Annotated in this window: 21 protein-coding genes; 12 read left to right on the top strand and 9 right to left on the bottom strand. The window is 66.8% G+C overall.

Going from position 1 to position 24,329, the window contains the following annotated elements; genetic code table 11:
- Positions 1–61 precede the first annotated feature (61 nt).
- From OHA42_RS12950 to OHA42_RS12925, 6 genes are all read left to right on the top strand, one after another.
- A complete protein-coding gene (locus OHA42_RS12950; protein WP_406237056.1) occupies positions 62–1,483 on the top strand; it encodes a DHA2 family efflux MFS transporter permease subunit in 1,422 nt (473 codons plus the stop codon).
- A gap of 49 nt (positions 1,484–1,532) precedes the next feature.
- Positions 1,533–2,363, top strand: coding sequence for an SDR family oxidoreductase (locus OHA42_RS12945; protein ID WP_406237054.1), 831 nt, complete (start codon positions 1,533–1,535; stop codon positions 2,361–2,363).
- A 167-nt stretch (positions 2,364–2,530) separates the two neighbouring features.
- A complete protein-coding gene (locus tag OHA42_RS12940; RefSeq protein WP_406237052.1) occupies positions 2,531–3,718 on the top strand; it encodes an FHA domain-containing protein in 1,188 nt (395 codons plus the stop codon).
- A 457-nt stretch (positions 3,719–4,175) separates the two neighbouring features.
- Positions 4,176–6,485 (top strand): FdhF/YdeP family oxidoreductase, encoded by a 2,310-nt coding sequence (locus tag OHA42_RS12935; protein WP_406239308.1) that lies wholly within the window; start codon positions 4,176–4,178, stop codon positions 6,483–6,485.
- A gap of 51 nt (positions 6,486–6,536) precedes the next feature.
- Positions 6,537–7,400: a formate dehydrogenase accessory sulfurtransferase FdhD gene (gene fdhD, locus OHA42_RS12930; RefSeq protein WP_406237050.1), complete on the top strand. Its 864-nt coding sequence runs from the start codon at positions 6,537–6,539 to the stop codon at positions 7,398–7,400.
- Positions 7,401–7,482: 82 nt separating this feature from the next.
- Complete coding sequence (locus tag OHA42_RS12925; RefSeq protein ID WP_406237049.1) at positions 7,483–8,016, top strand: hypothetical protein; 534 nt, start codon at positions 7,483–7,485, stop codon at positions 8,014–8,016.
- A 51-nt stretch (positions 8,017–8,067) separates the two neighbouring features.
- Here the strand turns inward: OHA42_RS12925 and OHA42_RS12920 are convergent, their stop codons facing one another.
- Together OHA42_RS12920 and mihF are read right to left on the bottom strand one after the other, a co-directional pair.
- Entirely contained in the window at positions 8,068–8,478 is a 411-nt protein-coding gene (locus OHA42_RS12920) for an NUDIX domain-containing protein (protein ID WP_406237047.1), read from the bottom strand.
- Positions 8,479–8,503: 25 nt separating this feature from the next.
- A complete protein-coding gene (gene mihF / locus OHA42_RS12915) occupies positions 8,504–8,818 on the bottom strand; it encodes an integration host factor, actinobacterial type (RefSeq protein ID WP_328410432.1) in 315 nt (104 codons plus the stop codon).
- Positions 8,819–9,011: 193 nt separating this feature from the next.
- Between mihF and OHA42_RS12910 the strand changes: the two genes are divergently transcribed.
- The 3 genes from OHA42_RS12910 to OHA42_RS12900 all read left to right on the top strand — a co-directional run bounded on the left by OHA42_RS12910 (position 9,012) and on the right by OHA42_RS12900 (position 10,992).
- Complete coding sequence (locus OHA42_RS12910; RefSeq protein ID WP_406237046.1) at positions 9,012–9,620, top strand: dihydrofolate reductase family protein; 609 nt, start codon at positions 9,012–9,014, stop codon at positions 9,618–9,620.
- Positions 9,621–9,932: 312 nt separating this feature from the next.
- Positions 9,933–10,310 (top strand): nuclear transport factor 2 family protein, encoded by a 378-nt coding sequence (locus OHA42_RS12905; RefSeq protein WP_406237043.1) that lies wholly within the window; start codon positions 9,933–9,935, stop codon positions 10,308–10,310.
- 106 nt (positions 10,311–10,416) lie between these two features.
- Positions 10,417–10,992 (top strand): carboxymuconolactone decarboxylase family protein, encoded by a 576-nt coding sequence (locus OHA42_RS12900; RefSeq protein ID WP_406237041.1) that lies wholly within the window; start codon positions 10,417–10,419, stop codon positions 10,990–10,992.
- 60 nt (positions 10,993–11,052) lie between these two features.
- Here OHA42_RS12900 and OHA42_RS12895 read toward each other — a convergent pair whose 3' ends face one another.
- From OHA42_RS12895 to OHA42_RS12865, 7 genes are all read right to left on the bottom strand, one after another.
- Positions 11,053–11,475 carry an STAS domain-containing protein gene (locus OHA42_RS12895; protein WP_406237039.1) on the bottom strand — a complete coding sequence of 141 codons (423 nt, stop codon included), beginning with the start codon at positions 11,473–11,475 and terminating at the stop codon, positions 11,053–11,055.
- Positions 11,476–11,655: 180 nt separating this feature from the next.
- On the bottom strand, positions 11,656–11,967 hold the full coding sequence (locus OHA42_RS12890) for a hypothetical protein (protein WP_406237037.1): 312 nt from the start codon (positions 11,965–11,967) through the stop codon (positions 11,656–11,658).
- 25 nt (positions 11,968–11,992) lie between these two features.
- Complete coding sequence (gene clpX / locus OHA42_RS12885; RefSeq protein ID WP_328410422.1) at positions 11,993–13,273, bottom strand: ATP-dependent Clp protease ATP-binding subunit ClpX; 1,281 nt, start codon at positions 13,271–13,273, stop codon at positions 11,993–11,995.
- Positions 13,274–13,735: 462 nt separating this feature from the next.
- A complete protein-coding gene (locus OHA42_RS12880) occupies positions 13,736–14,404 on the bottom strand; it encodes an ATP-dependent Clp protease proteolytic subunit (RefSeq protein WP_328410420.1) in 669 nt (222 codons plus the stop codon).
- 75 nt (positions 14,405–14,479) lie between these two features.
- Positions 14,480–15,067 (bottom strand): ATP-dependent Clp protease proteolytic subunit, encoded by a 588-nt coding sequence (locus OHA42_RS12875; RefSeq protein WP_366528059.1) that lies wholly within the window; start codon positions 15,065–15,067, stop codon positions 14,480–14,482.
- Positions 15,068–15,283: 216 nt separating this feature from the next.
- Positions 15,284–16,660: a trigger factor gene (gene tig / locus OHA42_RS12870; RefSeq protein ID WP_406237036.1), complete on the bottom strand. Its 1,377-nt coding sequence runs from the start codon at positions 16,658–16,660 to the stop codon at positions 15,284–15,286.
- Positions 16,661–16,854: 194 nt separating this feature from the next.
- A complete protein-coding gene (locus OHA42_RS12865) occupies positions 16,855–17,430 on the bottom strand; it encodes an FKBP-type peptidyl-prolyl cis-trans isomerase (RefSeq protein ID WP_406237035.1) in 576 nt (191 codons plus the stop codon).
- A 262-nt stretch (positions 17,431–17,692) separates the two neighbouring features.
- Here OHA42_RS12865 and OHA42_RS12860 point away from each other — a divergent pair, with 262 nt between their 5' ends.
- The 3 genes from OHA42_RS12860 to OHA42_RS12850 all read left to right on the top strand — a co-directional run bounded on the left by OHA42_RS12860 (position 17,693) and on the right by OHA42_RS12850 (position 24,300).
- Positions 17,693–20,161 (top strand): phosphoketolase, encoded by a 2,469-nt coding sequence (locus tag OHA42_RS12860; protein ID WP_406237033.1) that lies wholly within the window; start codon positions 17,693–17,695, stop codon positions 20,159–20,161.
- A 69-nt stretch (positions 20,162–20,230) separates the two neighbouring features.
- Positions 20,231–21,733 carry a 3' terminal RNA ribose 2'-O-methyltransferase Hen1 gene (locus OHA42_RS12855; protein WP_406237031.1) on the top strand — a complete coding sequence of 501 codons (1,503 nt, stop codon included), beginning with the start codon at positions 20,231–20,233 and terminating at the stop codon, positions 21,731–21,733.
- Positions 21,730–24,300 carry a polynucleotide kinase-phosphatase gene (locus OHA42_RS12850; protein ID WP_406237030.1) on the top strand — a complete coding sequence of 857 codons (2,571 nt, stop codon included), beginning with the start codon at positions 21,730–21,732 and terminating at the stop codon, positions 24,298–24,300. Before OHA42_RS12855 ends, OHA42_RS12850 begins: the two co-directional genes overlap by 4 nt.
- Positions 24,301–24,329 lie beyond the last annotated feature (29 nt).

Below are 24,329 nucleotides of genomic sequence, written 5' to 3'. Positions count from 1 at the left end.
CAACCGAACAACGTTCGTCACGATCGATGTTCGCTCGATTTCTTCCTCGAAGGGGAACCTCATGTCCACCATCACGCATCCGGAAACGGCGGCAAACACCAAGGTCGGAGCCCGCATGTGGGCGATACTGGCCGTCATCCTGGCGGCCGACGTCCTCGATCTGCTCGACTCGACGATCACCAATATCGCCGCGCCGACCATCGCGAACGACCTCGGCGGCGGCCAGTCACTGATCCAGTGGCTCGGCGCGGGCTACGCCCTCGCACTCGGCGTTCTACTCGTCGTCGGCGGCAGACTCGGCGACCGGTTCGGCAAACGCCGCCTGTTCCTGATCGGCGTCGCCGGCTTCACCGTGGCCTCGGTCGCCTGCGGCCTCGCCATCGACCCGACCTCGATCGTCACCGCACGACTTGTCCAGGGCGCGTTCGGCGCGCTGCTCATTCCGCAGGGTTTCGGCATCCTCACCCAGGTCTTCCCGCGCGAACAGCTCGGCAAAGCCTTCGGCGTGTTCGGCCCTGCCCTCGGCCTTTCCGCGGTCGGCGGCCCGATCCTCGCGGGCTTCCTGATCGACGCCGACCTGTTCGGCCTCGGCTGGCGAGCCATGTTCCTGATCAATATCGTGCTCGGCTCGCTCGCCTTCGCCGCCGCATACCGCCTGCTGCCCGCCGACGACGGCGATCGCACCGTCGCCATCGACGTGCTCGGCTCCGCCCTGCTCGGCGCGGCTATGTTCGGCTCGCTGTTCGGCCTCATCGAGGGTTCGGCCAACGGCTGGACCGCCGCACCCTTCGGCTACCTCGCCGCAGCCGCCGTGGCCTTCGCACTCTTCGCCCGCCGCCAACTCACCGCGACGAATCCGCTCATCGAGCCGTCACTGTTCGCCAACCGCGGCTTCACCTCGGGCCTGCTGCTGGGCCTGGTGTTCTTCGCCGCGGTGTCCGGTCTGCTCTACGTGCTCTCGCTGTTCATGCAGACCGGCCTCGGCTACACCCCGACCGGCGCCGCACTCGGCCTTGCGCCACTCGCCGCCGGCATCATCGTTGCCTCGGTCGCCGCACACCAACTGCTTGCAAAACTCGGCCGCACCCTCATCCTTATCGGGCTGCTGATCACCCTGGCGGGCACCGGCCTGCTGCTCGCCCTCGCGCTGACCGCCGGAACCGGTATCACCGCATGGGTTCTGGCCGTACCCGTCTTCATTCTCGGTGTCGGCATGGGCACCTGCTTCGGCACCATCTTCCAGATCACCATCGGCGATATCGACCCGGCGGAGAGCGGCAGCGGCAGCGGTTCTCTCTCGGCCGTGCAGCAACTGGCCAACGCCATCGGTGCGGCCGCCGTCACCACCGTCTATTTCCGCACCGTCGGTCCCGGGCAGGCGCACGCGCTGACCGTCAGCCTCCTCGTCGTCGCCGCGATCACGCTGGTCAGCTGCGGCCTTGTCCGGCTGCTTCCCCGGCGAGCACCGGCAGCAGACCACTGATCGGCACGCCGATCGAACATCATCAACCGCACGACCCCACGGAGTTGTCATGATCCTCATCACCGGAGGCCGCGGCGCGGTCGCCACCAACCTGCTGTCCCTGCTGCTCGCCGACGGCCACGCCGTCCGGGTCGGCTCCGGCCGACCCGACCAGCTCGAACTCCCCGACGGGGTATCCGCCGTCACCTGCGACCTGCGGGACCCGACGACTTTCCCCGCCGCGCTGGCCGGCGTCACCTCGGTATTCCTCTATGCCGAGCCCGCGTGCATCACCGAATTCGTCACCACCGCAACCGAAGCCGGGGTCGAGCACATCGTGCTGCTGTCTTCGTCCTCGGTGCTCGACCCCGACACCAATCCGGTCGCGAAGTCGCACCTCGATGCCGAACTCGGACTCGCGGACGCGCCGATGGCCGTCAGCGTGCTGCGACCGGGCGCTTTCGCAGGCAATGCCCGTGGCTGGTCGTTCTCGATCAAGACCGACCGCCCGGTCGCCCTGCCCTACCCCAACGCCTACGCCGACCCGATCCACGAACTCGACATCGCCGAGGCCGTCCACGCCATGCTCACCGAGCCCGAGCACCGTGGCGAGGTCTACCACCTCACGGGCCCACAGACCCTGACCTTCACCGCGCAACTCGACCTGATCGCCGAGCTCACCGGCCGCAGCGTCACCATCGACCACGTCACCCCCGACACCTGGCGGCAGGAGATGGCCGAGTACATCCCCGCCCACTATGCCGACGGCCTGCTCGACTACTGGCGGCGTTGCGACGGGGTGCCCACCGTGATCACCGACACGGTCGCCACCCTCACCGGCCACCCGGCACGCACCTTCGCCGACTGGATTCGTGACAACGCCGCGGTATTCGCCGTCTGAACTGCGAACGCACGCAAGATGACTCGATAGCGCCACCTCCCACACCACCGACAACAGGGCGGGCACGGACGATTCCGTGCCCGCCCTTCGGTTGTTCGCCGCGCCCGTTCCGGGTGCCGTCCACGCTCTATGCTGGGGGCCGTAGTGCGCCGGGAAGGAGGGCACGGGTGCCGAAGGACCCGTCCACCGTTGGAATCGCGCCGGGCGATGGTTTGATCGCACGCTTCGGTGCGGTCGTCGTGTACTTGGCCGGCGAAACGTCTTCCACCGACCGCATACTCGGTGCGATCGAAGCCGTCGCCGATGGCGAGCATCCCGGCGCGGCGATTGTGCAGCGCCTGGCCGCGGTGGTGTTCGGCGGCGGGTCGGAGCCACCGCCGTTCGGCGTGGTCGCGCCGACCGGCGATGGCACGGTCATCCTGTTGCGCGGGCCGGTGAGCGCCGAGATCCAGGGCGCGGAGGGGACCAGGCGGCTGGCCGGTGCGCGTGCGTTCACCTGGGTCGACGAGATCGTGCGCGAGCCGGTGCGGCAGATTTCGGTCGGCGCCGACACCGCGCTTCCCTTGACCACGCACCCGCGCAGCAATTTGCGCGACGGCGTGGTTCCCGGAGGCGGTTTCGTGTTTCGTGTCGCGGTGCGGAAAACCGGGAAGGCCGCGCGCCCGGCGCCCGCCGCGCCGCAGTCCGCGGCCGGGGACGAGCCACCACCGACGGCTCCGGCCGGCATGGTCGCGCTGTCGGAATCCGATACCCCGTCGAGCCACGAAGCTCGGGCAAGTGCGGAGATCGGCACCCGGGCGGGGCCACTGGCCTGGTCCGAGACATCGGACGCGACCCGGCCGACCACCTCCTCGCGACCACAACCTGTTGCGCTGGACAAGGTTCCGACGCAGGGCGGCGCGCGACCGCGGCGCGTGCGTCCCACCGGCAGCGCACCGGCGCCGGCAACCTCGACACTCGGTCCGGCCACCGGCGCGCTCGTCTTCGAGGACGGCGCCGCCTACCCACTCGACCGCCCATACGTCATCGGCCGCAGCCCCATGTCCGACGATTCGGTGCGCACCGCCGCCGCCTCACCTATCGCCGTCCCGCGCGATCGGCATGTCTCGCGCGTGCACGCCTATGTCTCGCTCGAACGCGGCAAGGTCTATGTTCGCGACGCTTCCACTCCCGCGGGAACTTTCATCGCGGCGCCCGGCGCCGAGCAGTGGACCCGCGTCGGCACCGCACCCATCGAACTCCCGCCCGGCTGGAGTGTCCGCATCGGTGAGCGAATCGCCACCCATCGCATCGAAGATCGGCGCAAGGACGCCACGGAGATCTCCGGTGAACGCCACGCTCGCGGTTTGTCGTGACCGCCGCCGGAGTGCGGACCATTCGCGCGCGCAGGTCGTTCAGTGCGGCGCCGGGAACCTTGACTCGATACCGCACAGAATGCTGGGCCGCGGCCAGGTCGGCGGGGTGATGGCCGAGCACGGTCGCACCGACTGCCCTACCCTCTGACAAGCCGCAGTCGCACCATCCCACGTACCGCGGCCGAGCCGTTGCCGGGTGCCGCGGTCACGCGTCACGCGCTGCCCAAGCCGTCCCGCATGCCGCACTCAGGCCTTTCCACGTGCCCAGTCGCACCTCCCCTGCATACCGCTGTCGGGTCATCTCCCTTGCCGCAGTCGGGGGTCATGTCACGCCCACGCAACCGGGCCTTCTTGCGCGCACCGGTTGCGGAGCGGACCCGCGGCGGGTACGCACGATCGGACAGGCTGATCTCGGCCCCGCCGAGACAGCCTCCCTGCGGAGAGGACAATGACGACCATGCACCGTAATGGGCCGACACGCGACATCGACGAGACCGCGCTGAGCGTGACCGAACCGAAGGAGCAGGCGGCCGGGGTCACGGCCGTCGCCGTCGCGCTCAAACGCGCGGTCGAGGAGATGGGCGTGGTCCGCACCGCCCGCACGCTGGCCAGGGTCAACCAGGTACACGGTTTCGACTGTCCCGGCTGTGCCTGGCCCGAGCCGTCCGGCCATCGTCGCCCTGCAGAGTTCTGCGAGAACGGCGCGAAGGCGGTCGCCGAGGAGGCGACGCTGCGCACCGTCACCCCCGAATTCTTCGCCGCGCACTCCATCGAGGAGCTGGCAGACAAGTCGGGCTACTGGCTCGGTCAGCAGGGCAGGCTCACCCATCCGATGGTGCTGCGCCCCGGCGCCACCCACTACTCCCCCATCGAATGGGACGACGCCTACCAGCTGATCGCGGAGCAGCTGCGCGCCTTGACGACTCCGGACGAGGCGCTTTTCTACACCTCGGGGCGCACTGCCAACGAGACCGCGTTCCTGTATCAGCTGCTGGTACGCAGCTACGGCACCAACAATCTGCCGGACTGCTCGAACATGTGCCACGAATCCTCCGGCGCCGCGCTGACCAGTTCCATCGGCATCGGCAAGGGCTCGGTCTCGATCGACGACTTCGATGCCGCCGACCTCATCATCGTCGCAGGCCAGAACCCGGGCACCAATCATCCGCGGATGCTCAGCGCACTGGCCGGGGCGAAGGCAAAAGGCGCCAAAATCATCGCCGTCAATCCGCTGCCGGAGACCGGGTTGCTCGGCTTTCGCGATCCGCAGACCGTCAAGGGCTTCACCAGCGGCGTGTCCATCGCCGACGACTTCCTACAGATCCGCCTCGGCGGTGACATGGCGCTGTTCCAGGGGCTCGGCCGCCTGTTGTTCGAGGCCGAGGACGCCGCGCCGGGAACGGTGGTGGACCGCGAATTCGTCGACGCACATTGCGCGGGCTTCACGGAGTACGAAAAAAATGTGCGGGCCGTCGATTTCGACACCGTCCTCGCGGCAACCGGGCTGACCGACGACGAACTCCGTCGCACCGCCCGGCTGCTGGCCGAATCGCAGAACATCATCATCTGCTGGGCGATGGGCCTCACCCAGCAGAAGCACGGCGTCGCCACCATCGAGGAGGCGACCAACCTGCTGTTGCTGCGCGGCATGATCGGCAAGCCGGGAGCGGGTGTGTGCCCGGTACGCGGCCACTCGAACGTGCAGGGCGATCGCACCATGGGCATCTGGGAGAAGATGCCCGACTCCTTCCTCGACGCGCTCGATCACGAGTTCGGCATCACCAGCCCGCGCAAGCACGGCTTCGACACCGTCGATGCCATCCGCGCCATGCGCGAGGGCACGGCGAAGGTGTTCTTCGGGATGGGCGGCAACTTCGTCTCCGCGACGCCCGATACCGAGGTGACCGAGGCGGCGCTGCGCGGCTGCGCGCTCACCGTGCAGGTCTCCACCAAACTCAACCGCAGCCACGTTGTGCACGGGCAGACCGCGCTGATCCTGCCCACCCTCGGCCGCACCGACGAAGATCTGCAAGGCGGCGTGAAACAGCAGGTGTCGGTGGAGGATTCGATGTCGATGGTGCATCTGTCCACCGGACGGCTGAAGCCGGTGAGCGACCAGCTGCACAGCGAGGTCGCCATCGTCTGTGAGCTCGCGCAGAGCCTGTTCGGCGCCGACCACCCGGTGCCGTGGGCGCAGTACCAGCGCAACTACGACAAGATTCGCGATGCGATCGCGCGCGTGGTGCCCGGCTGCGCCGACTACAACACCCGGGTCCGGCAACGCAACGGCTTCGTGCTGCCCCATCCGCCGCGCGACTCCCGCGAATTCCGCACCACCACAGGTAAAGCCAACTTCGCGGTGAACGATCTCACCTGGACTCCGGTCCCCGACGGCAGGCTGATCCTGCAGACGCTGCGCAGCCACGATCAGTACAACACCACCATCTACGGCCTGGACGACCGGTACCGCGGCGTGCACGGGGGGCGCAAGGTGATCCTGGTGAACGCCGAGGACATCGCCGAATTGGGTTTCGCGGACGGCGAATTGGTGGATCTGATCTCCGAGTGGACGGACGGCACCGAACGCAAGGTGACCGGCTTCCGCATCATCGGTTACTCGACCCCGCGCGGCAACGCCGCCGCCTACTACCCGGAGACCAATCCGCTGGTTCCGTTGGATCATGTTGCGGCACGGTCGAATACCCCGGTGTCCAAAGCGGTGACCATCCGGCTCGAGCGGCACACGCATATCGGGCAGCCATCGTGACCGCGCAGACCGTCGCCACCGATCGCCTGCCGAGAGCAGTGAGGTGCCGCCGTGAGTAGAGTGACCGCGCGCCGGCCGACGATCCGCATCACCTCCCACGGTGAGATCACCAGGCCCGACACCCTCGCGGTGGAGGAGCCGCTCGAAATCCGCCTCGGCGGAGAGCAACTCACCGTCACCATGCGCACTCCGGGCAGCGATATCGACCTGGTGCACGGATTTCTGCTGGGCGAGGGCATCATCGGCGCCACCGACGATGTGGTGAGCGCACGCTACTGCGCGGGCACCGACGAAAACGGGCACAACACCTACAACGTCCTCGACGTCCACTTGCGCACGCCGGTCCCGGTGCGCGGCCGCCACGTTCTCACCACCGGCGCCTGCGGGCTCTGCGGCAAGACCGCACTCGATGATGTGCACACCCGCACCCGATTCCCGATACCGGCCGACGGCCTCCTCGTGGACATCGCCACCCTTGCCACCCTGCCCGACGAATTGCGCACCCGCCAAGGCGTTTTCGACGCCACCGGTGGTCTGCACGCGGCGGGGCTTTTCACCGCGGACGGCACCGCCCTCGTCGTCCGCGAGGATATCGGCAGACATAATGCCGTCGACAAGGTGCTCGGCTGGGCACTGCGCGAAAACCGTATCCCGGCCCACGATCTGGTGCTGATCGTCAGTGGCCGAGCCTCCTTCGAATTGGTGCAGAAAGCGGTGATGGCAGGCATCCCGATGCTCGGCGCCGTCTCCGCACCCAGCTCGCTCGCCGTCGACCTGGCAGCCGAATCCGGCCTCACCCTCGTCGGATTCCTGCGCGGTCGGACCATGAACATCTACACCGGCGCGCACCGGCTCGACCGCACGTCGGTCAGCGATGCGCCGATTGCGCCCACCAACGTAGGGACCCGCCCCTGACGGTGCGCCTATTGCCCGTTCCCGATGTCCGAATTACGGTTGCTTCACCCGATCCAGAAATTCGGCTTGAACGGAGCGCCCGATGCGGATTTCGGTGGAAGGCAAGTCCGGCGGCGTGCGCGTGCGCATGCGGTTCGAACAGTTTCGACGGCGGCTGCTGATCGTTCGGATCATGCTGGCAATCCTCGCGGTTCAGGGCGCGATCGTCGGCCTGTGGGCGGTCTTCGCACCGCACTCCTGGTACACCAGCTTCCCCGGTTTCGGCATGCACTGGATTTCGGTGGATGGGCCATACAACCATCACCTCGTAGGTGACGTCGGCGCCTTCTTCCTCGCCTTGACCGCGATCACCATCGCCGCGCTCGTCATCAACGGCACCGCGGTCGCCCGATTGGCGGGAATCGGCTGGCTGACGTTCGGTCTACCGCACTTCATCTACCACGCCTTCCACAAACCGGCCGAGATGGGCGCGGGCAGCTTCACGCTCAGCCTGCTCGCCGCCGCCGTGCTGGTCATTCTCGGCCTCGGCTGTGTAGTCATCCCGCCGCGCGGCGACATCCCCATGTCCGATCCGGCGCCGATGGACATCCGGTTCCCGCGCCGCCGCCCGCGCTGATCGATCGGCACCACTCGTTTGCGGGCCGTCGCTGCCGAGCAGCCGAACGACTTACGGCGAGCCCCAAGCATCGATGGAGGTGAGGTGGTCCAGGGCCTTGCCGACGGCCGGGGCGCATAAATGATGGTCCGCAGGACCGAGCCACGTCATTTCCGCGATCTCCGCGGCTGGAGCTGGGTTGCCGTGGCCCGGCGCGGTGAAGCAGTGCATTTCGACGAGAGTGCCGGGACGCCCGTGGGCAGGAGCGGTGATGGTCACCACGGGCGCGATCCGATGCGCCTCCAACTCGACGCCGACTTCTTCTCGAACTTCACGAACGAGCGCTCCCGCCAGGGTTTCACCCGGCTCGGGCTTGCCGCCCGGTAGGTAGAAGGCGTCGCGTCCTCTGGTGCGGACCGCAAGCAAGCGGCCGTTCTCGACGCACAACCACGCCACCGACGTGAGCGTTCGTTCCTCGATCATGGTTACCTCGACAGTTGAGACGCGATCAGGCGTCCAGTGCCTCGAGCAATGCGGCACGCTGGCGAGCGCCGAGTCCACCGATGCGGCGGTCCTCGGGAATCTCGGCCTGGTCCAGCAGCTTGGCGGCCTTCACCGGGCCGACGCCGGGCAGGGCCTTGATCACGGCCGCGACCTTGGTCTTCTTGACCAGCTCGTCGCTATCGGCCTTCTTCAGCAAATCGGCAACCGAAACCTTGCCAGCCTTCACTTTGCCGATCAGTTCGGAGCGCGCCTTGCGGACCGCAGCCGCCTTGGCCAGCGCCTCAGTGCGCTGCTCCGCGGTCATGGTAGGCAGTGCCATGTCTCCTCCGCTTTCACTCGTCACTCGAACATCTGGTTGACCGGACCGATTCAACAGCACGTCGCCGAGAGCGCAAGTCCGACACACCGGGGCGCGACCGGCGGAAATAGCGATGAGTTTTCCGGGCCCGCGCCGTCGAATCAGGTGAGAAGCCCGCGCGCGGCGGGCGACAAGGACGAAAGGAAGCCCCGCCATGGAGTTGTCCCTCACTCAGTTCGTCACCCTCGACGGCGTCTATCAAGCGCCCGGCGGACCGCAGGAGGACCCGAGCGGCGGGTTCACCCACGGCGGCTGGTCGGCACCCTACGGCGACGCGGACTTCGGCGCCTTCATGACCGAGGTGTTCGGCAAGGTCGACGCTTTCCTGCTCGGTCGGCGCACCTACGAGATCTTCGCAGGCTACTGGCCGAAGGTCACCGACCCGACGGATCCCATTGCCACCACACTGAATTCGCTTCCCAAATACGTGGTGAGCACCCACCTGGACAGCGCGGGGTGGGGCCCGGCCGAGATACTGCGGGGCGATCTGGTCAAGGAGGTGACCGCACTAAAGGAAAGCCCCGGTCGCGAACTGCAGGTGCACGGGAGCGGCAATCTGGCGCAGGGTCTGCTGGCCGCAGGCCTGATCGACACCATGCACCTGCTTACCTTCCCGGTGTTGCTCGGCACCGGCAAGCGGCTGTTCACCGAGGATGTGCAGCCCACCGGATTCGACCTCACCGATTCCCGCACCACCGCTTCGGGCGTTGTCATCGCGACCTACCGCAATGCGGGCGCCCCGAAGTACGGATCGCTTGAATAAGTGACGGGCGTAACATCGAAGGCCCCGCGTACGACACCATCAACGACAGCACCCGAATGGGACGAAGGTTCAATGGCGAACCAGGCGGATCAACGGCGATCCCCGACCCCGGGCGCGATCGAACGGCAGCAGCCGGCCGATCGTCACCGTGTCCCCGAGGGTGCTACTCACAGGGAGTTCCGGGGCCGTCCGCGCGCACGCATCCGCTCGGCGGCCGATCCGGTAGGTATCGAGAGTGCAATCCGCGACTCCGGCATCGTGGACACTGCTACGCTCCGAATTAGAACATGTTCCAATTCGGCAGGAGTTTCCATGGCACAGCAGATCCGCGATGTTGTCGAGCAGTACGTCAAGCTGGTCGGCTCGGGTCCGACCGAGGATATCGTCAACCTCTACGCCGCCGACGCGACCGTCGAGGATCCCATCGGCTCCGAGGTCAAACAGGGCCACGCTGCCATCCGTGAGTTCTACGACGTGCTCGCCAACCTCGATCGGGAAACCGAACTGAAGCCGGAGACCATTCGCATCGGGGGCAATCACGCCGCCTTCATGTTCAGCATCATCACCAAGTTCGGCGACCAGCGCTTCACGCTGACCCCCATCGACGTGATGGAATTCGACGACGACGGCAAGATCATCAGCATGCGCGCATACTGGGGCCCTGACGATATGCACACCGAAGCGGTGTAGCCCGACGGGCCAACACGTGCGGTGGATCACACCCGGCTGCCCGTCACATTCCATGATCCCTCCTCGTCCGAGTAGCAGGACAACGTTGGATCGAAGGAGAACCGTGATGGACACAACCCGTATCCCCGCCGTCACCCCCGAGCAGGCGGGGCCGCTCACCAAACTGTTGTACCGCATCGCCGAGCGACGCTTCGGCGCGGTGCCCGAACCGTTCGCGGTGACGGCCAACCACGGAAAGCTGCTGGCCGCCAGCGGTATTCACGAAGTGCTGATGGAACGAGCATGCACAAAATTGCCTGCCGCCATCCGCGAGATCGCCGTATACCGCGTGGCCTGGATCGTCGGCTGCTCTTGGTGCATCGACTTCGGCGCCATGCTCATGCGGCACGGCAATCTCGATGTCGACCGCCTCGAGCACATCGCGGAGTACGAAACCTCACCGCTCTACAGCGCCGGCGAACGCGCCGCGATCGCCTACGCCGACGCCCTCACCGCGACGCCGACCACCGTCACCGACGATCAGGTCGCCGACCTCGAAAAGCGTTTCGGCCGTGCGGGTGTCATCGAACTGACCTACCAGATCGGCCTGGAGAACATGCGTTCACGCTTCAACTCCGCGCTCGGAATCACGACACAGGGATTCAGCACCGATTCCTGCCGAGTTCCCTGGCCCCAGGACTGACCCCCGCGAAACGACCGTGCCGCCCGTCGAACAATGTCGACGGGCGGCACGAGAAAGCCGCTATGCGGCGTCGGCTATTACCTCGGCCAGGCTGGTCACCGTCTGGAAAACCGCCACATCGCCAGCGGCGGCGAGCAATCGGTCGACACAGCGTCGGCCGGTGATCAGCACGAACTTGCCTCCCGCAGACCCCACCACTGCCTCGGCCTCGATCAATACCCGCAGACCTGCGCTGCCGAAGAACGTCACCCTGGACAGATCGACCACCACCACAGACCCGGCGGTCCCGAGGGATCCGATCAGACTGCTCCGGAAGACATCGGCGCTGTAGTAGTCCACCTCGCCAACGAGGGCACACAGCGTGACCGAATCCGTGGGTGTCATCAGGGTGACCCGCAGGCGGTCGGACGGACCGCGACCGGACGGCCACGGCTCCGCGAAGTGAGTGGCGGATTGGCTGGAAGTAGCAACAACAGTCGACATAAGGACCTCGGTCCGGTCGCGCACGGCACGCTCGAAACATTGCCGGCGTTGATTTCGCCCGGATGCCTCAGCTCCAGGACTGGGCTGGTTGCTCAACCCTGGATAAGGACTACCCCAACAGACAGGTCTGTACACCTCTGATATGACCTGATGTCCACAATGGGCGACGACACGTCGCCTCTACTGCCGCTGGCCTCCATTACGACGACGCAGCATGGCGTAATAGATGTACTGCATCTCGAGCGGGTTGGTGAACACGCTCACCAGCTCGAATCCGAAGTGTTCGTCGAGCCATTCGACACACGTTGTCAGCCTCGCCAACAGGCCCTCCTGATCCGGGCCCGGGTCCCGGAGCATGCCGCCCGCAGTGCGCGAGAAGACCACGAGATGTGTGTGCTGATAGGTCCGCATGTCGACGGTGCCACTGAGCACGCCCCGGACATCCAGCAGCTGACCCGGCCCCGCCGGATGCCGCAGTGGCTGCGGTTGCACCCTGAAATCCCTTGCCGTTAAGCGACTACGCCGACTTCTCGCGCCGCTCGGTGCGCTGCGCCTTGCGCGGCACGATGGTGGGCAGCACGTTGTCGTTGACCGTGTCGGCGTCGACGACCACCTTGGCGACATCATCGCGGCTGGGGATGTCGTACATCACCGGCAGCAGGACCTCTTCCATGATGGCGCGCAGACCGCGCGCGCCGGTGCCACGCAGGATGGCCTGATCGGCGATCGCCTCCAGCGCGTCCGTGGTGAACTCGAGGTCGACGCCGTCCATCTCGAACAGTCGGATGTACTGCTTGACCAGCGCGTTCTTCGGCTCGGAGAGGATCTTGACCAGGGATTCCTTGTCAAGATTGGTCACCGAGGCGACGACAGGAAGGCGGCCGATGAACTCGGGGATCAGACCGAACTTGATCAGGTCCTCCGGCATCACCTCGGCGAAGTGATCCGAGGTGTCGACCTCCGCCTTGGAGCGCACCTCGGCGCCGAAGCCGATGCCGCGGTGTCCGGTGCGGTCGGAGACGATCTTCTCCAGCCCGGCGAACGCACCCGCCACGATGAACAGCACGTTGGTGGTGTCGATCTGGATGAATTCCTGGTGCGGGTGCTTACGTCCACCCTGCGGCGGCACGCTGGCCTGGGTGCCCTCCAGGATCTTCAGCAGCGCCTGCTGCACGCCCTCGCCGGAGACATCGCGGGTGATCGAAGGGTTCTCGCTCTTTCGAGCGATCTTGTCCACCTCGTCGATGTAGATGATGCCGGTCTCGGCCCGCTTCACGTCGTAGTCGGCGGCCTGGATCAGCTTCAGCAGAATGTTCTCGACGTCCTCGCCGACATATCCGGCTTCGGTCAGCGCGGTGGCATCGGCGATCGCGAAGGGCACATTGAGCATCTTGGCCAGGGTCTGCGCGAGGTAGGTCTTGCCGCAACCGGTCGGCCCGAGCATCAGGATGTTCGACTTGGCGAGCTCGACCGTCTCGCCACGGCTGTCGCGACCCTTGTCGCCGGCCTGGATGCGCTTGTAGTGGTTGTAGACAGCCACCGCGAGCGTGCGCTTGGCCGTGTCCTGCCCGATCACGTAGTTCTCCAGGAAGTCCCGGATCTCGGCAGGTTTGGGCAGCTCATCGAGTTTGACCTCGCTGGACTCGGCCAGCTCTTCCTCGATGATCTCGTTGCATAGATCGATGCACTCGTCGCAGATGTACACCCCTGGTCCCGCAATGAGCTTCTTGACCTGCTTCTGGCTCTTTCCGCAGAACGAGCACTTGAGCAGATCGCCGCCGTCTCCGATGCGCGCCATCTCGTGGGTCCCTACTTCCTTGTCCGCGTGCAACCGTCCGTCCAGGTTGCCGGCAATCCGCCACCCTCGGGTGTAATCACGAACACCTCGAGCGTTCCGGCGGGTCGAGCACTGCCGTCAACCGGGAGCAAAGGCCCCTAGGTTGACCGTACCCGGTGTGCGCGACGGAGGTCGACAACTCGAGCATGTTTCTCGCCGGGGTTGCGCGAGTTCTCACGGCACTAGAACACGTTCTCCCCGAGCTGCGGCCGAAACCAGGTCCGGCCGCCCGCCTCGTGGCCTATCCCGCCGGACACCCTTCCGGTCGGTCGGTTCCATCGAAGCAATCCGGCCGGAACGGATGCCGAGCGGCACCTGTCCCGGCCGGATTTACCTGACTAACAGCAACATACGAGCGACCGGCGCACCCGTATCCCGGGCTTACCCCGGAATCACTGCCTGACACCTGATCGCGCGCGGAGATTACTTCTGTGCGCTGAGCTTGCGGTAGTCGAACACCGTGTCGATGATCCCGTAGTCCTTGGCCTCCGCGGCCGTCAGGATCTTGTCGCGGTCGGTGTCCTTGCGGATGGTGTCCGCGTCCTTGCCGGTGTGGTAGGCCAGCGTGGTCTCCATCAGGCGACGCATGCGCTCGATCTCGGCGGCCTGGATCTCCAGGTCCGAAACCTGCCCCTGGATACCACCCTCCAGCGACGGCTGGTGGATCAGCACACGGGCGTTGGGCAGGCAGGCACGCTTGCCCGGGGTGCCCGCGGCGAGCAGCACGGCGGCCGCGGAGGCCGCCTGGCCGAGGCAGACCGTCGCGACGTCGGCACGCACGTACTGCATGGTGTCGTAGATGGCCATCAGCGACGTGAACGAGCCACCGGGCGAGTTGATGTACATGGTGATGTCGCGGTCGGGATCGAGCGATTCCAGCACCAGCAGCTGCGCCATGATGTCGTTGGCCGAGGCGTCGTCCACCTGCACGCCGAGGAAGATGATGCGCTCCTCGAACAGCTTGTTGTACGGGTTGGACTCCTTGACACCGAAGCTCGAGTGCTCGATGAACGACGGCAGGATGTAGCGCGCCTGCGGGCTCTGCGGTGCAATACCGCCGAGGCCGGCGCGTGGGTCGATCAGGTTGGCCATCTTCGTCTCCAAAGTCTGAGTGGGTGAGCGGTTCTCAGCCGTTGCGACTGGGTGCAGGTCGCTCGAAATGGTCGGCTACTTCGCGCCGTTCCCCGCCTGATTCGCGTGGCTGATCACGTGGTCGATGAAGCCGTACTCGAGCGCCTGCGTCGCGGTGAACCACCGGTCGCGATCGGCGTCGATGGTGACCTGCTCGACCGACTTGCCGGTGTGCTGCGCCTGCAACTCGTTCAGCTCACGCTTGGTGTGCGCGAACTGCTCGGCCATGATCGCGATGTCGGCCGCGGAACCACCGATGCCCGCCGAAGGCTGGTGCATCATGATGCGCGCGTGCGGCAGCGCGTAGCGCTTGCCCTTGGTGCCCGCGGTGAGCAGGAACTGCCCCATCGAGGCGGCCAGACCCATGCCGTAGGTGGCGATGTCGCACTCGGCGAACTGCATCGTGTCGTAGATGGCCATACCCGCAGTCACCGAACCGCCGGGCGAGTTGATGTAGAGCGAAATGTCCTTGACCGGATCCTCCGCCGAGAGCAGCAGGATCTGGGCGCACAGCTTGTTCGCGATGTCGTCGTCGACCTGCGTGCCGAGGAAGATGATGCGCTCACGCAGCAGGCGCTCGTACACCGAATCACTGAGGTTGAGACCAGCAGTAGCGGCTGTCATGACCCCTGCCTGGTTGATTGTCACGGATACCTGCCTTCTCTTCTCACCGGCTTGTCACTGAAACCTACACAGCGCTGATTGCTACAGAGCCATCACCGTTCGCTGTCACAAACATTAACGAAACAGGGCGGCACCGAACTCCCGGCACCGCCCTTATTCGCTCACAGCACAATCACACAACCACTCGGCCGTCGATCACGCTGGCATTCCATGGAATTATTCGGCGCTCGCGGCGGCGGTTTCTTCGGCGTCGGACTCGGCCGCGGAACCCTCAGGGGCGCCGAACATTTCGGCGGTGTCCACCGAGTTGCCCTCGGAGTCGGTGACCTTCACCTGGCCGACGACACCGGCGAGCGCCTTGCCGCGGCGCACATCGGCGAACACCGCGCCGAGCTGGCCCGCCTGCTGCACCTGCTGGATGAACTGTTCCGGCGACAGGCCGTAGCGCTGGGACTGGAACAAGATCCGCTCGGTGAGCTCCTCCTGGCCGACCTGGGTGTTCTCCGCCTCGGCGATGGCGTCCAGCAGCAGCTGGGTCTTCACCGACTTCTCGGCGGACTCCTTGGTGTCGTTGTCGAACTCTTCGCGGGTGCTGCCCTGCGCCTCGAGCGCGGCGGCGAAGGCGTCCTCGTCGTGGTCGAAGCCGTGCACGGCGTCGTGCAGCACAGCGTCGATCTCGGCTTTGACGACGGCCTCCGGCAGCGGCACCTCGACCTGCTCCAGCAGCGCCTCGAGCACCTTGTCGCGGATCTCGCCTGCCTGCTCGACCTTCTTGACCCGCTCGACGCGGGTGCGCAGGTCTGCCTTCAGCTCTTCGAGGGTGTCGAATTCACTGGCCAGCTGGGCGAAGTCGTCGTCGGCCTCGGGCAGCTCGCGCTCCTTGACCGAACCGACGGTGACGGTGATGACCGCTTCCTTGCCCGCGTGCTCGCCGGCGACCAGCGTGGAGGTGAACTCGGCGGACTCACCGGCCGACAGGCCGGTCAGCGCCTCGTCGAGACCCTCGATCAGCTGGCCGGAACCGACCTCGTGGGACAGGCCGGTGGTGGCGGCTTCCGGCACATCCGCACCGTCGACGGTGGCCGACAGGTCGATGGACACGAAGTCGCCGTCCTCGACCGGACGCTCGACACCGGTCAGGGTGCCGAAGCGCTGGCGCAGCGACTGCAGCTGCTCCTCGATGTCCTCGTCACCGATGCTGAACGCGTCGACCGACACCTCGATGCCGTCGTAGGCGGGCAGGGTGATCTCGGGACGCACGTCGACCTCGGCGGTGAACGCGAGCTCCAGGCCGTCCTCGATCTTGGTGATCTCGATCTCGGGCTGACCGATGACCTTCACCTCGGAAGTGGTGACGGCCTCGCTGTAGCGCGCAGGCAGCACATCGTTGACGACCTGCTCCAGGATCGCGCCACGGCCGACACGGGCCTCGATCAGCTTGGCCGGAGCCTTGCCCGGGCGGAAGCCGGGGATACGGACCTGGTTCGCCAGTGCCTTGTACGCCTTGTCGAAGTCGGGCTTCAGTTCCTCGAAGGGCACCTCGACGTTGATCCGGACCCGGGTCGGGCTCAGCTGCTCGACGGTGCTCTTCACGGACATGCTCCTTGTTCGTTGGTGGTTCTGGTCGACTTGCTTCTCATCGACATGGGCGCCTTGCTCTCATGGACATGGACGCAGCGCGCCCACGCGCACGCATCCCGACAAGGTTAGTTGACCGGTCGCGGCGGGTTGCGGGCAGCACCGTCCTAGACCGTCCCAGCGGCTGCTTGCGAGTCGCAGGCGAAAGATCAGCTCTTGGGAACGGTGACCGCGTCGGTGACGAAAACGAGAGTCTCGTTCGGCTTGATGCCGTTGCCACCCGCGCCGTATCCGAGGTCCGGCGGGATGATCAGCAGCCGCCGCGCGCCCTGCTGGACACCGACCAAGCCCTGGTCCCAGCCGGGAATGACCTGCCCGGCACCGAGGGGCAGCTGGAACGGCTTGCCGCGGTCGAAGGAGCTGTCGAGCTTCTTCTTGTCCGACCAGGTGACCAGCGAGTAGTTCATGGTGAGTTGCTGGCCCGCGACCGCGCCCGGTCCGCTGCCCTCGACCAGGTCCTTGACGATCAGCTGCTTGGGCGGGTCGCAATCGTCGGGGATGGTGATCTTCGGATTGGCGCCGAACCCACCGTCGACCTTGATGTCGTCGGCGGTGCATTCGCGACCCTTGCTCTGCGGCGCGCCGGCCGCGGACGAGGCCGTCTTCGCTGCCGCGGTGGTCGTCGCGGACGCCGAGTTGTTGTCGTCCCCCGACCCACACGCGGTCAGTGCGAACGCAGCCGCGGCGATGGCGCCGAGGCCGATGATCCTGCCGAGTATTTGCATGCGGCGCACCCTAATCCACGCGCGGCCACCGGCATCGTGCCGCCCTGACCACACGGCGGGTCGAACGGTCGACCGTCACGGAAGGACAAAGCAGGATTCGTACGCGTGCACAGAAGCCTGACTCGCAGGCCGGCTGCCGGTAGCCTGACGAGGAATTCTCCATCCGGTGTTGTCGATCGTTCTTCGACAGCCGTGCAGGACCCGGCGATAGCGGTTCCTCCGGTACCGCTCCCGATGCCCCGAGCGTGAGGAGAGTCGGCGTATGACGCAGATGGCCAATGTCGGGGGCGATACCTCGGCCGACAATGTCGACAGCAGTGGCGGTGCGACGATCGCGCCGCGGCCCTATCGGCTGGTGCAAGTGCCCGGTCCGCTCGACCGCGGCGAACTGGAGTCGATCGACGCGTGGTGGCGGGCGGCGAACTATCTCGCGGTCGGCCAGATTTATCTGATGAGCAATCCGCTGCTGCGGGAACCGTTGCGGGCCGAGCACGTCAAACCACGGCTGCTCGGACATTTCGGCACCGTGCCCGGCTTGAATCTGGTCTGGGCGCACGCCAATAGGGCCATCCAGCAGCGCGATCTGAACGCGGTGTTCGTCGCGGGGCCCGGGCACGGCGGGCCGGGCCCGAATGCGTGTGCCTGGCTGGAGGGCACGTATTCCGAGCTCTACAGCCATGTGCCACAGGACGGTTCGGGGATGGGTGCGCTGTTCGCGCAGTTTTCCTTCCCCGGCGGCGTGCCGAGTCACTGCGCGCCCGAAACGCCTGGCTCCTTTCACGAGGGCGGCGAACTCGGCTATTCGCTGCTGCATGCCTTCGGCGCGGCGCTCGACAATCCGGATCTCACCGTTTTCTGCGTGGTGGGCGACGGCGAGGCGGAGACGGGTCCGCTGGCCACCAGCTGGCACGCCGATAAGTTCCTCAACCCGGGCCGCGACGGCGCGGTGCTGCCGATCCTCGCGCTCAACCAGTACAAGATCGCCAATCCGACGGTCCTGGCACGCATTCCGGAATCCGAGCTGCTGATGCTGCTGCGTGGGTACGGCTACGAACCGATCGTCGTCTCGGGGGACGATCCGGCGGCCGTGCATCAGGCGATGGCCGCCGCCATGGACGACTGCTTGGACCGCATCCGGCAGATCCAGCGTGCCGCGCGCGCTGGTGCCGACGGGGTGCGCCCGATCTGGCCGATGATCGTGCTGCGCACACCGAAGGGCTGGACCTGCCCACCGGTGGTCGACGGCAATCAGGTCGAGGGCACGTTTCGTGCACATCAGGTGCCGTTGCCCGCCGCGCGTACCGACGACCGGCACCGAGCGGTGCTCGAACAGTGGCTGCGCTCGTATCGACCGGAAGAGTTGTTCGACGAAGCGGGCCGACCGGTGGCTGTGCTCGGCGAGCTGGTGCCGCGCGGCGATCGACGGATGAGCGCCAATCCAATTGCCAACGGCGGCACGCTCGTTCGGGATCTTCGGCTCCCGGACTGGCGCGACTACGGCGTCGAGGTCGGGTCACCCGGCGCGAGCAGTCACGAAGCGACCCGAGTGCTCGGCGGCTGGCTGCGCGACGTCACCGCCGGTAATACCGACAACTTCCTCACCTTCGCGCCCGACGAGCTGGCCAGCAATCGGCTGCAGGACATCCTGGAGGTCACCGGGCGCAATTGGCAGGCGGAGATGGGCGAATTCGACGTCGACCTCGACCGGTTCGGCCGGGTGATCGAGGTGCTGTCCGAGCACATGTGTCAGGGCCTGCTCGAGGGCTATCTGCTCACCGGCAGGCACGGAGTTTTCACCTGCTACGAGGCGTTCATCCATATCGTCGACGCAATGTTCAACCAGCACGCCAAATGGCTCGACGCCAGTGCGGAAGTTCCGTGGCGACGTCCCATCGCCAGCCTCAATTACCTTTTGTCGTCGCATGTTTGGCGTCAGGACCACAACGGATTCACTCATCAGGACCCCGGATTCCTGGACGTGGTGCTGAACAAGAAGCCGTCCATCGTGCGCGTGTATCTGCCACCGGACGCGAACACGCTGCTGTCTACCTTCGACCACTGTCTACGCTCCCGGCACTACGTCAATGTGGTGGTGGCGGGCAAACAGCCACAGGCGGACTGGCTTTCGGTGCCCGATGCCGCCGTGCACTGCGCCCGCGGCGCAGGCATCTGGGACTGGGCCGGGCACAATGACGATCCCGGCACCACACCGGATGTCGTGCTCGCCTGCGCAGGCGACGTGCCGACCTTGGAAACCCTTGCTGCCGCGGCCATCCTGCGCGAGCGGCTGCCCGAGCTGCGCATCCGGGTGGTGAATGTGGTCGACCTGATGCGGCTGCAGCCGCCCGACGCACATCCACACGGCCTGCCCGATAGCGAATTCGACACCCTGTTCACTCGCGGCCGTCCGGTGATCTTCGCCTTCCACGGCTATCCCTGGCTGATCCACCGCCTGACCTACCGTCGCGCGAACCATGACGAAATGCACGTCCGTGGATTCAAGGAAAAAGGCACCACGACAACTCCTTTCGATATGGTCATGCTCAACGACCTCGATCGGTACCACCTGGTGATGGATGTCGTCGATCGGGTGCCGACACTGCGGGACAAGGCAGCGGGCCTGCGTCAGGAGATGGTCGACGCCCGCTGGAATGCGCGTGCCTGGACCCGCGAACACGGCGAGGACATCCCTGCTGTCGCCGACTGGACCTGGCCGAAGCTCAGCCTCTGACGCGGAATACGGCCGCCGGGACCGCGAAACTTCCTTGCGGCGCCTGCCCGGCTGGGCCACGATCGCAGGATGCTCTTGACGATCACCTGCACACCACCGGAGGACGCCGCGTGGCCGGCGACCGACCTGGGCTTCTTGCTGCACAAGAACCCCGACCGGGTGCAGGCGTTCGAGCAGTCCTATGGCGTTGCGCATGTGCTGTACCCACAGGCCGACGCCGCACGGTGCACGGCGGCACTGGTGCTCGAGGTCGACCCGATCCGGCTGGTGCGCGGACGCTCGCGCAGCACACCGGATTTCAGCCTCGGACAGTACGTCAACGATCGGCCGTACGCGGCGTCGTCGCTGCTGTCGGTCGCGCTCGGCGCGGTGTTCCGCACCGCATTGCACGGGCGCTGCGACCAGCGCCCCGAACTGGTGCGCACCGCGCTGCCGTTGCGCATCGAACTGCCCGCCGTGCCGTGCAAGGGCGGGCCGGAGGCAGCCGAACGCGTCTTCGCCCCGCTCGGCTGGACTGTGGCGGTCACTCCCCTGCCACTGGACCCGGCCTTTCCCGAATGGGGCGATTCCCATTACGTGCGAATCGAACTCACCGGCACCCTGCGGCTCGCCGACGCCCTCTCGCACCTGTATGTCCTGCTGCCCGTCCTCGACGGCGCCAAGCATTATTGGGTGGCCGCCGACGAGGTCGACAAGCTGATCCGCGCAAGCTCGGGCTGGCTCGCCGAGCACCCTGATCGGGCCTGGATCACCCGGCGCTACCTGGCCCGGCGGCACTCCCTGGTCCGCACGGCGCTCGCACGTCTCGCCGAGATCGATGACACCGACCCGGAGCAACTGGGCGCGGTCGAAGACACCGGCGACGAGTTCGGCAAGGACACCGGCGCCGCAAGCCCGGCAGCCGAGCAGACCACCGTCGAAACAGCTGAACGCACACCATCGCTGGCAGTACTGCGGCGCGAAGCGGTACTTGCTGCACTGCGTGAGGCCGGCGCGCGGCGAGTGCTCGATCTCGGCTGCGGTGACGGGGCGTTGCTTCGAGAGCTGCTGGCGGAGAAAGCGTTCAGTGAGATCGTCGGAGTCGACGTGTCGATGCGGTCGTTGAACACCGCGAAGCGGCGGCTGCGGCTGGACCGGTTGCCGGAGCGGGTGGCGCAGCGGCTGACCCTGCGCCAGGGCGCGCTGACCTACACCGACACGCGGCTACGGGGCTACGACGCGGCGGTGCTGATGGAGGTCGTCGAGCACGTGGACCCGCCCCGCCTCGGGGCGCTCGAACACGCTGTATTCGGTTCCGCCGCACCGAGTTCGGTGATCGTCACGACTCCCAATGCCGAGTACAACGCGCTGTACGAGGGACTGGCGGCCGGCACCTTCCGGCACTCCGACCACCGGTTCGAATGGACCCGTGCCGAATTCGCGGCGTGGGCCCATCGAGTCGCGGCGCAACACGGATACCGCATCCGATTCGTCCCGGTCGGACCCGAGCATCCCGACGCCGGTTCATCCTCCCAGATGGCGGTGTTCACCAAGGCAACCACCGACGGCGCAACGAAAGGAGTCGCGCAATGACCGAGCTGTCCGTCCCCGAGCTTTCGCTCGTCGTGCTGATCGGCAGCACCGGCTCCGGGAAATCGACCTTCGCGCACAAACATTTCCGCTCGACGGCCGTCGTGTCCTCGGATGCCTGTCGCGGGATCGTCAGCGATGACGAGAACGATCAGTCGGCGACGCCGGACGCCTTCGCCCTGCTGCACCACATCGCGGGCGTGCGGCTGCGCCGCGGACTGCGCACCGTCGTCGACGCCACCAATGTGCAGCCGAAGGCGCGTCAGGAACTGATCGCGGTGGCCCGCGCGCACGATGTGTTCCCGGTGGCGATCGTGCTCGACGTGCCGGATTCGGTATGCCTCGAACGCAATGCGCTGCGCGCCGACCGATCGCACCTCGGGCGGCATATCGTCACCAGGCAGCAGCGCGAACTGCGCCGCGGTCTGCGCAGCCTGGCGCGCGAGGGCTTCCGCAAGGTGTATGTGCTGCGCGGAGTCGAGGAGATCGAATCCACGACGATCGTCGACGAGCGGTCGTGGAACGACAAGCGCGAGCTCACCGGCCCATTCGATGTGATCGGCGATGTACACGGCTGCCGCGCCGAACTGGAGACGCTGCTCGCCCGGCTCGGCTATGAGCTGCACCGCGACGACCTCGGCCGCGCCGTCGGCGCGAACCATCCGGGCGGGCGCACCGCGGTGTTCGTCGGTGACCTGGTCGACCGTGGCCCGGACACCCCCGGCGTCCTGCGGTTGGTGATGGGCATGGTGGCCGCGGGTACCGCGTTGTGTGTCACCGGCAATCACGAGAACAAGCTGGTGCACGCACTGGAGGGCAGGAACGTGCGCGTCGCACACGGCCTCGCCGAGTCGCTGGCCCAGCTCGAGGCGCAGGACGAGGACTTCCGCAAGGCGGCCACCGAATTCTGCCGCGGTCTGGTCAGCCACTATGTGCTCGACAGCGGCAATCTGGTGGTCGCCCACGCCGGGCTGAAGGAGGAGTACCACGGTCGCATGTCCGGCCGGGTCCGGTCCTTCGCCATGTACGGCGAATCCACCGGGGAGACCGACGAATACGGCCTGCCGGTGCGCTATCCGTGGGCCGAGGACTATCGCGGTCGCGCCACGGTGCTGTACGGGCACACACCGGTCACCGACCTGCAGTGGGTGAACAACACGCTTTGTCTGGACACCGGCGTGGTGTTCGGCGGCCGCCTCTCGGCACTGCGCTACCCGGAGCGGGAATCGGTTTCCGTGCCCGCCGAACAGGTGTGGTACGAGCCGGTGCGCCCGCTGCAGGCCACCACCATCGCGACGGCCGAGGGCGTGGTGCGCCGCGATCCCGGCGTACTCGACCTCGACGATGTGATCGGCCGCCGGGTGGTCGAAACCGGCCAGCACGGCCGCGTCGGCGTGCAGGAGGAAAACGCCTGCGCCGCACTGGAAGTGATGAGCCGCTTCGCGATCGACCCGCGCTGGCTGGTCTATCTGCCGCCGACCATGGCGCCCTGCGCGACCTCGGAGCTGGCGGGCCTGCTGGAGCACCCCGCGGAAGCCTTCGCCTATTACCGGTCCGAGGGTGTCGAGCGGGTCGTGTGCGAGGAAAAGCACATGGGCTCGCGCGCCATCGTTCTACTGGCACGCTCGGCAGCGGCGGCGCGTGACCGGTTCGGCGTCGAGGACGGCGGCACCGGCGTGATCTACACGCGCACCGGTCGTCCGTTCTTCGACGACACCGCGCAGACCGAGGCCTTGCTGGCCCGAGTACGTGCGGCCGCCGAAACCGCCGGGCTTTTCGAGGAGCTCAACAGTCAATGGCTCCTGCTGGACACCGAGTTGATGCCGTGGTCGGCCAAGGCGGTCGGCCTGCTGCGCAACCAATATGCGGCGGTAGGTGCGGCGGCACGGGCCTCGCTCGGCGCGGCCACCGAATTGCTGGCCGCAGCAGCAGGCCGTGGCCTCGACATCGCCGACCTCGCGGACCGCACTGCCGCCCGCAAGTCGGACGCGGACGCATTCACCACCGCCTATGGCCGGTACTGTTGGCCGGTCGACGGGCTGGCCGGACTCCGGCTCGCCCCGTTCCAGGTCCTGGCCGCCGACGGCGTCAACTACGCAGTGCGCGAACATGATTGGCACCTGGAGCGGGTCGACCGACTGGTCGCGGCGGATGGCGATCTGTTCGCCGCGACCGCACGGATGATCGTCGACCTCGCACAGCCCGACTGCGAAGCAGCGGCCACCGCGTGGTGGTCGGAACTGACCGCGGCGGGCGGTGAGGGCATGGTCGTCAAGCCGGTCGAGGCGCTGGTGCGCACCGCGGCGGACCGGCTGGTCCAGCCGGGCGTGAAATGCCGTGGACCCGAGTACCTTCGGATCATCTACGGCCCGGAGTACTTGCGCGAGGACAACCTTCGACGCCTACGCACTCGCGGCCTCGGCCGCAAGCGGTCGATGGCGCTGCGCGAGTATGCACTCGGCTTGGAGGCGCTGGATCGTTTCGTCGCGGGCGAACCGCTGTGGCGTGTCCACGAGGCCGTCTTCGCGGTCCTCGCCCTCGAAGCCGAGCCGGTCGATCCTCGGCTCTGACCGCCGAAAACAAGCCGGTCGCTACCCGG

This window comes from Nocardia sp. NBC_01009 (assembly GCF_045208035.1).
Classification (GTDB): domain Bacteria; phylum Actinomycetota; class Actinomycetes; order Mycobacteriales; family Mycobacteriaceae; genus Nocardia.
Note: the sequence above shows the minus strand (reverse complement) of the source record. Positions and strands in the feature narration are given on the sequence as shown.

What these genes read in the sequence shown, in the direction of transcription:
- OHA42_RS12925 (WP_406237049.1), top strand. Translation starts at nt 7,483, where the DNA reads ATGCGGATTTCGGTGGAAGGCAAGTCCGGCGGCGTGCGCGTGCGCATG.
- OHA42_RS12865 (WP_406237035.1), bottom strand. Translation starts at nt 17,430, where the DNA reads ATGCAAATACTCGGCAGGATCATCGGCCTCGGCGCCATCGCCGCGGCT.
- clpX (WP_328410422.1), bottom strand. Translation starts at nt 13,273, where the DNA reads ATGGCGCGCATCGGAGACGGCGGCGATCTGCTCAAGTGCTCGTTCTGC.
- OHA42_RS12860 (WP_406237033.1), top strand. Translation starts at nt 17,693, where the DNA reads ATGACGCAGATGGCCAATGTCGGGGGCGATACCTCGGCCGACAATGTC.
- OHA42_RS12900 (WP_406237041.1), top strand. Translation starts at nt 10,417, where the DNA reads ATGGACACAACCCGTATCCCCGCCGTCACCCCCGAGCAGGCGGGGCCG.
- OHA42_RS12880 (WP_328410420.1), bottom strand. Translation starts at nt 14,404, where the DNA reads ATGGCCAACCTGATCGACCCACGCGCCGGCCTCGGCGGTATTGCACCG.
- mihF (WP_328410432.1), bottom strand. Translation starts at nt 8,818, where the DNA reads ATGGCACTGCCTACCATGACCGCGGAGCAGCGCACTGAGGCGCTGGCC.
- OHA42_RS12850 (WP_406237030.1), top strand. Translation starts at nt 21,730, where the DNA reads ATGACCGAGCTGTCCGTCCCCGAGCTTTCGCTCGTCGTGCTGATCGGC.
- OHA42_RS12875 (WP_366528059.1), bottom strand. Translation starts at nt 15,067, where the DNA reads ATGACAGCCGCTACTGCTGGTCTCAACCTCAGTGATTCGGTGTACGAG.
- OHA42_RS12910 (WP_406237046.1), top strand. Translation starts at nt 9,012, where the DNA reads ATGGAGTTGTCCCTCACTCAGTTCGTCACCCTCGACGGCGTCTATCAA.
- OHA42_RS12855 (WP_406237031.1), top strand. Translation starts at nt 20,231, where the DNA reads ATGCTCTTGACGATCACCTGCACACCACCGGAGGACGCCGCGTGGCCG.
- OHA42_RS12950 (WP_406237056.1), top strand. Translation starts at nt 62, where the DNA reads ATGTCCACCATCACGCATCCGGAAACGGCGGCAAACACCAAGGTCGGA.
- OHA42_RS12905 (WP_406237043.1), top strand. Translation starts at nt 9,933, where the DNA reads ATGGCACAGCAGATCCGCGATGTTGTCGAGCAGTACGTCAAGCTGGTC.
- OHA42_RS12895 (WP_406237039.1), bottom strand. Translation starts at nt 11,475, where the DNA reads ATGTCGACTGTTGTTGCTACTTCCAGCCAATCCGCCACTCACTTCGCG.
- OHA42_RS12920 (WP_406237047.1), bottom strand. Translation starts at nt 8,478, where the DNA reads ATGATCGAGGAACGAACGCTCACGTCGGTGGCGTGGTTGTGCGTCGAG.
- OHA42_RS12945 (WP_406237054.1), top strand. Translation starts at nt 1,533, where the DNA reads ATGATCCTCATCACCGGAGGCCGCGGCGCGGTCGCCACCAACCTGCTG.
- OHA42_RS12935 (WP_406239308.1), top strand. Translation starts at nt 4,176, where the DNA reads ATGCACCGTAATGGGCCGACACGCGACATCGACGAGACCGCGCTGAGC.